This window comes from Colwellia sp. TT2012, from assembly GCF_001440345.1.
Taxonomy (GTDB): domain Bacteria; phylum Pseudomonadota; class Gammaproteobacteria; order Enterobacterales; family Alteromonadaceae; genus Colwellia.
Genome location: NZ_LJYX01000120.1, coordinates 1 through 843 on the forward strand (window position 1 = coordinate 1; position 843 = coordinate 843).

Sequence of the window (843 nt, forward strand, 5' to 3'; positions counted from 1 at the left end):
CGGAACGTCCAATACGGACGAACCTTGGATAATTTGAGCCTTACTTGCCCGTCTTGACCTTGGTCCAGCTACGGGTCATCAAGCGTTGCACTTTCGGGGGTAGCTCGAAGTTGACAAACGTCCGGTCGAGAACCGCCTGCGGTGGATAAACCGCTTCGTCGGTGCGTATCGATTGCTCCATCAGCGTGTCCGCCCCTGGGTTAGGGTTGGCGTAGCCGACGTAATCACTGACCTGAGCGATCACTTCAGGTTGCAGTAGATAGTTGATGAAGGCGTGGGCCTCCTTGACGTTGGTCGAGTCCTTGGGGATCGCCAGCACGTCAAACCACAGGTTGCCGCCTTCTTTCGGAATCGCGTAGGCGATGTTCACGCCCTTACCGGCCTCGGCCGCGCGGGCCTTGGCCTGGAACACATCGCCGGAGAACCCGGCGGCCACGCAGATATTGCCGTTGGCCAGGTCCGAGATGTATTTGGATGAGTGGAAGTAGGTCACGTAGGGACGTACTTTCAGCAGTTTTTCCTCGGCTTTCTTGTAGTCCGCCGGGTTGGTGCTGTTAGGGTCCAGGCCCATGTAGTTGAGCACCGCCGGCAGCATTTCATCGGCCGAGTCCATGAAGGACACGCCGCAACTGGCCAGCTTCTTCATGTTTTCCGGCTCGAACAGCACAGCCCAGGAATCGATCTTGTCGACGCCCAGCACTTCCTTCACTTTATCGACGTTGTAGCCGATGCCGTTGGTACCCCACAGGTAAGGCACGGCGTGCTGGTTGCCCGGGTCGTTCTTTTCCAGGCGCTTGAGCAGCGCCGGGTCGAGATTGGCGTAGTTGCTCAGCAACGACTTGT

General features: G+C 58.0%; 1 protein-coding gene. It reads right to left on the reverse strand.

Going from position 1 to position 843, the window contains the following annotated elements; all coding sequences use genetic code 11:
• Window positions 1-40: 40 nt before the first annotated feature.
• Window positions 41-843: extracellular solute-binding protein (locus tag ASU03_RS19045; protein WP_057833287.1), on the reverse strand; the 803-nt coding region annotated here is incomplete at its 5' end.